Raw genomic sequence first — 7,994 nt, forward strand, 5'->3', positions numbered from 1 at the left:
ACATGCGCAATCGGCATAAAGCCCTGGCGGGCGCGGTCGCCGCGACGCTCGGCCTCGCGGGCGCCGCCTTCGCCCAGAGCACCTCGCCCAGCGCCACCACCCCCAATCTCGGCGCCAGCGGCCAGCCCATGACGCAGCAGCAGGCGCCCCGCAGCGGCGGCCAGGACGCCGGCGCTACCGCGCAATCGGTGAATCCCACGCCGATGGCCCCGGGCAGCCGCGCCGGCAATGCGCCCGGCATGGGCGGCACCCCGGGCCAGGGCACCACGGGCCAGGGCAGCGCCAGCCAGGCGGAGACGGCGCCGCGGGTCACCCCGGCGGATCCCTCGCAGCCGCAGGGCGGGCGTGGCCAGGCGATGCCCCAGGTCGGCACCGCGCCGAGCCCGGCCGGCAGCCGCGCCGAATCGGCCCCCGGCAGCAGCGTCGGCGCCGGCACCGCCCCGGCCACGGCCGCACCGGGCCAGGCGGCGGCGCCGCTGCCCGGCTCGCGCGACCCGTCCGGCACGGAGCGCCCCGGCACCACGGCGCAGCGCGTCCAGCCGGATGGCACCACCACCACCAGCCCGGCGCCTGCCGCCCCCGGCGCCGCCACCGGCACCACCACCCCGGCCGCCCCGGCCCAGGGTGGCGGCGAGGCGCGGCGGGCGGGCGCGCCGCTCGCTGGCGCCAACTCCTTCACGGAGGGCCAGGCCCGCGCCCGGATCGGCGATGCCGGCTACGCCGATGTGCAGGAGCTGCGCCTGGATGAGCAGGGCGTCTGGCGCGGCCGCGCCATGCGCAACGGCCAGATGACCGGCGTCGCGATGGACTACCAGGGCAATATCGTCGCCACCCCGTGACGCGGCCCGCGCCCTTCCGCGACCCCATGTGAACAAGGAAACGACCATGACCCAACGCACCATAGCCCGGCTTTTCGACAGTTCCGCCTCCGCCCATGCGGCGGTCCGCAGCCTTGAGGCGGCCGGCTTCGCCCATGGCGACATCACCTACATGGGCAGCGCCGCCGAGGCAGGCGCCACCGTCACCGGCGCCGATTCGCTGGCCGGCGGCGCCGGCACGACGCGCACCACCACGACCGAGCCGGCCACCGAGACCGGCGCGGCCACCGGCGCCTCCCTCGGCACCGTGGTCGGCGGCGGGGCGGGCCTGCTGGCGGGCATCGGCGCGCTCGCCATCCCCGGCGTCGGGCCGCTGGTGGCTGCGGGCTGGCTGATCGCCACCCTCACCGGCGCCGGCGTTGGCGCGGCGGCGGGCGGGCTGTTGGGGGCGTTGACCTCCGCCGGCGTGTCGGAGGAAAGCGCCACCACCTATTCCGAGGGTCTGCGGCGCGGCGGCCATCTGGTCGCGGTGCGCACCGATGACAGCCGGGCGGCCGAGGTGGAGCGGATCCTGCAGCAGCATGGCCCGATCGACGTCGACGCGCGCCAGCAGGAATGGCGCAGCGGCGGCTGGGATCCGGCCGCGGAGCGCAGCCGGAATCCGGAGGGCTATGGCACGGGCCGGTCGATCGGCCGGGCGCATGCCGATGTGCCCCTGGCCAATGACCCGACGCTGCGCCGCCCCGGCGACGTGGCCTGAGGCACGCGCGGCGCCGGGCCTCTGAATCCGGCGCCGCGACCGTTCCTGGCACGCCGCTGTGCCAGGGACATGCCACCGCGGAGGGCGCGGCGGAGAATTTCCGCGCTGCGGCATGGACGATGCAACCGCGTGGGCTTCGCCCTCGTTACGTGGAACGCCGGTTCGGCCCAGGCGATGCACGCCGCGGTCGGGGCCGGCGTTTCATCCGCGCCGATTGGGGTTCCCCTTGTACCGTCGAAACGCCCTTGCCGCCGCAGCCGCCGCCGCGCTCTTCCTGAAGGCCAGTGGGGAGGAGGTGGAGGCGCAGCAGGCCGCGCCCGGCAATGCCCCCGCCACCCCCTTCAGCGACAGCACGGTTCGGGATTTGGCGCGCGAGCTCGCCAAGGGCGCCTATCGTGCGCCCGATGCCACCCTGCCGCGCGGCTTCACCGATCTCGGCTACGACGAATACCGCACGCTGCGCTTCAACCCGCAGGCCGCGCTCTGGCGCGATGCGGATCGCGGCTTCCAGGTGCAGCTGTTCCACCGCGGCTTCCTCTATGCGCAGAAGGTCGAGCTGCATGAGGTGGTGGATCGCCGGTCACGCCCGGTGCCCTACGATCCCTCCGCCTTCACCCTGGGGGATCGCGCCGCCCCGCCGGCCGATTTCGGCTATGCCGGGTTCCGCATCCACCACCAGCTGAACACCCAGGGCGTCTTCGACGAGATCTGCGCCTTCCTTGGCGCCTCCTATTTCCGGGCGGTCGGGCGCGGGCTGAACTACGGGCTCTCGGCCCGTGGCCTTGCCATCAAGACCGCCGATCCGGCCGGGGAGGAATTCCCCGTCTTCCGCGCCTTCTGGCTGGAGCGCCCGCATGCGGGGGCGAATTCGGTGGTGGTGCATGCACTGCTCGACAGCCCGAGCGCCGCCGCCGCCTTCCGCTTCACCATCCGCCCCGGCGACCACACCGTCTTCGACGTGCAGGCGGTGATCTATCCGCGGGTGGAGGTGACGGCGGTGGGCGTGGCGCCGCTGACCAGCATGTATTTCTTCGCCCCCAATGACCGCGCCGGGGCCGATGACTACCGCAATGCCGTGCATGATTCGGACGGGCTGATGATCGCCACCTCCCGCGGCGAGCAGATCTGGCGCCCGCTGCACAATCCGCGCGACCTGCAGGTCAGCCAGTTCGCCGAGGTCAATCCGCGCGGCTTCGGCCTGATGCAGCGCCGCCGCGACTACCAGGGCTATAACGACCTGGAGGCGCTGTATGAGCGGCGCCCCTCGCTCTGGGTGGAGCCGATCGCCGATTGGGGCCCCGGCCGCATCCAGCTGGTGGAGATCCCGACGGACAGCGAGATCCACGACAATGTCGTGGCCTTCTGGCGCCCGGAACAGCCGATGCGCCCGGGGGAGGAATACAACTACGTCTATCGCCTGCACTGGATGCCGGTCTTCCCGGGCAATACCGAGCTGGCGCAGATCCGCGAGACGCGCATCGGCGCCGCCGGCCGCAGCGGGCGGCTCTTCGTGCTGGATATCGCCGGCGGCAAGGCGGGGGAGGTGCCGGCCGATGTGACGCCCACGCTCGACCTGTCGAAGAGCGCCGGCGAGATCCGCAACCCGGTGGTGCAGCGCAATGCCCAGAATGGCGGCTGGCGCGTGCATTTCGAACTGGTGCCGGGCGCGGCGCGGCTGGTGGAGCTGCGCGCCCTGCTGAAGCTGGGCGACCGTCCGCTGACCGAGACCTGGCTCTACCGATGGACGGCCTGAGCCGCGACTTCGCCCCGGCGCTGCCGCCCGAGGCGCCGCTGGAGATGCCGGTGCAGTCGCTGCGCGCCGCGCCGGCGCCGGGCCCTGCCTCCCGCCCCTCCGCCCCGCGGTTCATGGCGCTGCGGCGGGTGCTGGTGCTGGGCGGCGCGGTGGCGCTGACCGCCTTCGGCACGCATGAGATGGGCCTGGCGCTCGATATCAGCCGGCCGACCGCGCTGCAGATCATCCTGCTCGGGCTTTTCGTCGCGCTCTTCGGCTGGATCGCGCTGTCCTTCATCAGCGCGCTCTGCGGCTTCGCCAGCCTGCTGGCCGGCGGCGGAAGGCGGCTGGGCATCGACCCCTCGGCCCCCCTGCCGGAGCTTCGCCAGCGCACCGCCCTGCTGATGCCGGTCTATAACGAGCCGCCCGCGCGGGTGATGGCCGGGCTGCAGGCGATCCATGAAAGCCTGGCGGCGACGGGCCGGGGCCGGCACTTCGACATCTTCATCCTGAGCGATACCACCGACCCGGATGCCTGGGTGGCGGAGGAAGCCGCCTTCCTGGCGCTGCGCGCCCGCACCGGCGACCACGAGCACATCTTCTACCGCCGCCGCCCGAAGAATCATGAGCGCAAGGCCGGCAATATCGCCGAATGGGTGCAGCGCTTCGGCGCGGCCTATCCCGCCATGCTGGTGCTGGACGCCGATAGCGTGATGGAGGGCGAGGCGCTGGTCCGGTTGGCGGCGGCGATGGAGGCCCATCCCGATGTGGGCCTGATCCAGACCCTGCCGGTGATCGTCGGCGGAACGTCCTTCTTCGCCCGGATGCAGCAATTCGCCGGCCGGGTCTATGGCCCGATGATCGCCGCCGGCATCGCCTGGTGGCACGGGGCGGAGGGCAACTACTGGGGCCACAACGCCATCATCCGCACCCGCGCCTTCGCGGACCATGCGGGGCTGCCGACGCTGCGCGGCCCGAAACCCTTCGGTGGGCATATCCTGAGCCACGACTTCGTCGAGGCCGCGTTGCTGCGCCGTGCCGGCTGGGCTGTGCATATGGTGCCGGCGCTGCGCGGCAGCTACGAGGAAAGCCCGCCCTCGCTCACCGACCTCGCCGTGCGCGACCGGCGCTGGTGCCAGGGCAATCTGCAGCATGCCGCGGTGCTGCCGGCGCGCGGACTGCACCCGATCAGCCGGCTGCACCTGTTCACCGGCATCGGCAGCTATATCACCGCGCCGCTCTGGCTGCTGTTCCTGGTGGTGGGCGTCTTCGGCGCGCTGGAGGTGCGCTTCATCCGGCCGAACTACTTCCCCTCCGGCCCCTCGCTGTTTCCGGACTGGCCGGTGGTGGATCCGGTGCGCGCCATGTGGCTGTTCATCGGCACCATGTCGCTGCTGCTGGTGCCCAAGCTGCTCGCCTGGTTCCTGCTGCTGCTGAAGGCGGAGGAACGGCGCGGCATCGGCGGCACCATCCGCTCCTTCCTCAGCATGCTGGTGGAGACGCTGGTGGCCGGCCTGCTGGCGCCGGTGACGATGCTGACGCAGAGCGTGGACGTGGCCTCCATCCTCACCGGCCGCGATTCGGGCTGGCAGCCGCAGCAGCGCGATGACGGGTCGCTGCCCTGGCGCGCCGTTGTCCGGCTGTATTGGCGGCACACGCTGTTCGGCCTGCTCTTCGGCATCGCCTCCTGGCTGGTCTCGCCCTTCCTGGCGCTGTGGATGCTGCCGGTGACGCTGGGCCTGGCGCTGGCGGTGCCCCTGGCGGCGCTGACGGCCCGGCCGGCCGGGATGCTGCGGCGACTCGGCCTGCTCGCCATCCCGGAGGAAAGCGCGCCGCCCGCGGTGCTGAACCGCGCCCATACCCTGCGCCGCCGCCTGGTGGCGGAGGCGCGGCCGATGGAGGCGGTGCAGCGCCTGGCGGCGGATCCTGCACTGCGCGTGGCGCATCTGCGCATGCTGCCGCCGCCCCGCCGCCCGCGGCTGGATCCGCTGGACCCGGCCCTGGTGATGGGCCAGGCCAAGGTGGCGGAGGCGGAGGCCCTGCCGCAGGCGCTGGAAGGGCTGACGCGCGCGGAAAAGGCCGCGGTGCTGGGCGACGCCGCCGGCATCGCGCGGCTGCTGGCGCTGGCGGGCCCCGCGGAGGCCGAGGCCGCGGGGCGGCTGGTGGAGTCCGCCGGCTGAAGCTTCAGCCGGCCAGCTGCGCCGCGATCTGCCCGATGCCGAGCCAGAGCAGGGCGGAGGTTCCGCCGATGATCGCCAGGCACCAGCGCAGGCTCAGCCGCTCCGCCGCGCGCGGCTGCGCCGGGCCGGACTCCGGCACGGCAGGCAGGAAGGCGGATTTGATGGCCATGTGCGGGGGGATCCGGCTGATGCTCCCCGGATTGTGATGTTTTCCCCCGAGACGCGCAACCGGCTTGATTGAGCCGCCTGCGGACAAGAAAAGTTACATCCCAAGTAAAGCGGCTGAATTGAAGTAAACGATCGGGCTTGGGAAATCGCGCGCGGCTTGGTGAAGGGGTGGGGATGGGGTGGTGCCGGGTGAGGGGATCGAACCCCCGACCTTCGGTTTACAAAACCGCTGCACTACCGCTGTGCTAACCCGGCGAGCCGCGCAGCACTAGCGCGCCGGGCGCCGCGGCTCAAGCAGCCGGGCGCGAGGCCCGCTCAGGCATGCCCCACCTGGCCGAAAGCATCGTCATTGGTGGCGCGCACCACCGCGGCAAACAGCCGCAGCGCATCCGGGCCGCCGCGGTCGGAGAGCGTGCCGCGCTCCATTTCCTCGGCCAGAAGCTCCGCGTGCTCGGCCAGCGTCTCGGCCGCGCGGCGCAGGGCTTCGCGCGACAGCACCAGCTGCAGGTCTTCGGGAAGGGTGTTCCATTCGGCAATACGCATGACGGTCCCAGTATCGGGGGGCGCCGTCCTGGCGAATGGCCGCAGGATGGACCGCGGCTGAGGGAAGATGCCACGGCCGAGGTTGCCGGAGCATGAATGCCGCGGCGACCTCAGACGAACTGCAGATCCACCCGGCCGAGCGTGTCGAATTCCACCACGACCTCCGCCGGACCCTCGATCCAGATCGGCGGGGTGACGGAGCCCAGGAAGACCACCTGGCCGGCCCGCAGCCCGCCGAAGACCTCCGCGGCCGGGGAGGCGGCGAGCCAGGCCAATGCCTCCATCGGATGGCCGAGCAGGTCGGCGCCCAGGCCTTCGCCGCGCAGCGCCCCCGCCACATGCATGCGTCCCCGCGTGGCGCCGAGATCGAGGTCGCGCCAGCCCGCCGCCGGGGCGCCGAGCACGCCGCCGGCATGGAAGACCTGATCCGCGATCAGGGTCGGCGTGCCGAGGGCGGCGAGGTCGTCATAGCGTTTCTCGACGATCTCGATGGCGGCGAAGACCTCCGCCACCGCGGCCTGGGCCTGCTCGCGCGTGCAGCGGCCGGCCGGCAGGTCCGCGCCGAGTCGCAGCCCCACCTCGCACTCCACCCCGGGCGCCACGAAATCGGCGAATCGGACGCGCGCCGGCGTGGCATGCAGCCCGGCGGCCGGCACGAAGCCGGCGGCCGGGCCGGTCAGGCCCAGATAGGCCTGCATCTGCCGGGTGGTGGCGCCGATCTTGAAACCGGCGGGCGGAATGGCGCCCATGGCCTGCGCCACCTCCCGCTGCACGGCATAGCCGCCGGCGGGATCCGCGGGCGCGGCGGCGCCGAGTGGCGCCAGGTTCTGCCGGGCATGGCGGGCGGCCAGGATGGCCGTGGCGGCGGGGCTGGTCATTCCGGGTCTTCCTCCTCCGCAAGGTCGGGGGCGCGATCGTCCTCGTCGCCGTCGACCATGCCATCCTGCGGGTCCGGCGCCTCGTCGTCCGGCAGCGCACCGCGGGCGATCTCGTAGAGCGCCACGGCGGCGGCGGCGGCGACGTTCAGGCTCTCCACCTCCGGCACCATCGGCAGGCGCACCAGCTCGTCGCAGGTCTCCCGCTGCAGGCGGCGCAGCCCGGCATCCTCCGCACCCAGCACCAGCACGCAGCGGCGGTCGCGCGGCACCGATTCGCCCAAGGTGCGCTTGCCTTCCCCGGCCAGGCCGAGCACCCAGAAGCCGGCCTTCTGCAGCGCGACGATGGCCCGCGAAAGGTTCACCTCGCGTGAGATCGGCACCAGCTCCAGCGCGCCGGAAGCGGCGCGCGCCAGGGCGCCGGTCTCGGGCGGCGCGTGGCGGTCCTGCATCACCACGCAGGCGGCGCCGAAGGCGGCGGCGGAGCGCAGGATGGCGCCGACATTGCGCGGATCCGTCACCTGGTCGAGCACCAGGACCGGGCCGGGACGGGCGGCGATGCAATCCTCGAGCGGCAGCGGCGGCAGGGGCTCGCAGAGCAGGGCGGCGCCCTGGTGGATCGAATCCTCCAGCAGGAAGGTCTGGAATCGGTTGCGCTCCACCCGCTCGGCCGAGAGGCGCCAGGCGGCGCGGGGCAGGCGCTCGGCCAGCGCCGCCTCGGCCTCCACCGTCAGCAGCAGGCGCTTCAGGCGGCGGCGCGGATTGGCCAGCGCCGCGGCCACCGCATGCAGGCCATAGAGCCACAGTGTGCCGCCGGGCGCCGCATCGCGGGCGATGGCGGCCTGGGAGGGGCGGGGCAGGCGGGTGGGGGTGGGCGGCGGGGCGCTGCGCGGCGCCTTGGGCTCGCCACTGCCGCGC

General features: G+C 73.3%; 8 protein-coding genes and 1 tRNA gene. 4 read left to right on the forward strand and 5 right to left on the reverse strand.

The window, feature by feature from the left end:
• Positions 1 to 2: 2 nt before the first annotated feature.
• The 4 genes from ACTIF1_RS09350 to mdoH all read left to right on the forward strand — a co-directional run bounded on the left by ACTIF1_RS09350 (position 3) and on the right by mdoH (position 5,490).
• Positions 3 to 839, forward strand: coding sequence for a hypothetical protein (locus ACTIF1_RS09350; RefSeq protein ID WP_439596127.1), 837 nt, complete (start codon positions 3 to 5; stop codon positions 837 to 839).
• Positions 840 to 885: 46 nt separating this feature from the next.
• The gene (locus ACTIF1_RS09355) at positions 886 to 1,578 is read left to right on the forward strand and encodes a hypothetical protein (RefSeq protein WP_439596128.1); all 693 of its coding nucleotides are present in this window, start codon (positions 886 to 888) and stop codon (positions 1,576 to 1,578) included.
• Between the two features lie 226 nt (positions 1,579 to 1,804).
• The gene (locus ACTIF1_RS09360; RefSeq protein ID WP_439596129.1) at positions 1,805 to 3,331 is read left to right on the forward strand and encodes a glucan biosynthesis protein; all 1,527 of its coding nucleotides are present in this window, start codon (positions 1,805 to 1,807) and stop codon (positions 3,329 to 3,331) included.
• Positions 3,319 to 5,490, forward strand: coding sequence for a glucans biosynthesis glucosyltransferase MdoH (gene mdoH, locus ACTIF1_RS09365; RefSeq protein WP_439596130.1), 2,172 nt, complete (start codon positions 3,319 to 3,321; stop codon positions 5,488 to 5,490). Before ACTIF1_RS09360 ends, mdoH begins: the two co-directional genes overlap by 13 nt.
• Positions 5,491 to 5,494: 4 nt before the next feature.
• On the opposite strand, the gene ACTIF1_RS09370 is transcribed toward mdoH, so the two are convergent.
• The 5 genes from ACTIF1_RS09370 to rlmB all read right to left on the reverse strand — a co-directional run bounded on the left by ACTIF1_RS09370 (position 5,495) and on the right by rlmB (position 7,936).
• Complete coding sequence (locus tag ACTIF1_RS09370; protein WP_439596131.1) at positions 5,495 to 5,659, reverse strand: hypothetical protein; 165 nt, start codon at positions 5,657 to 5,659, stop codon at positions 5,495 to 5,497.
• 179 nt (positions 5,660 to 5,838) lie between these two features.
• Positions 5,839 to 5,913 (reverse strand) — tRNA-Thr (locus ACTIF1_RS09375).
• Between the two features lie 60 nt (positions 5,914 to 5,973).
• A complete protein-coding gene (locus tag ACTIF1_RS09380) occupies positions 5,974 to 6,201 on the reverse strand; it encodes a hypothetical protein (protein WP_439596132.1) in 228 nt (75 codons plus the stop codon).
• A gap of 110 nt (positions 6,202 to 6,311) precedes the next feature.
• Positions 6,312 to 7,079: a 2-keto-4-pentenoate hydratase gene (locus tag ACTIF1_RS09385; protein ID WP_439596133.1), complete on the reverse strand. Its 768-nt coding sequence runs from the start codon at positions 7,077 to 7,079 to the stop codon at positions 6,312 to 6,314.
• Positions 7,076 to 7,936 (reverse strand): 23S rRNA (guanosine(2251)-2'-O)-methyltransferase RlmB, encoded by an 861-nt coding sequence (gene rlmB / locus ACTIF1_RS09390; protein WP_439596140.1) that lies wholly within the window; start codon positions 7,934 to 7,936, stop codon positions 7,076 to 7,078. The genes ACTIF1_RS09385 and rlmB overlap by 4 nt, the downstream gene beginning before the upstream one ends.
• Between the last annotated feature and the right edge of the window lie 58 nt (positions 7,937 to 7,994).

It is taken from the genome of Falsiroseomonas sp., from assembly GCF_051860665.1.
Taxonomy (GTDB): Bacteria; Pseudomonadota; Alphaproteobacteria; order Acetobacterales; family Acetobacteraceae; genus Falsiroseomonas.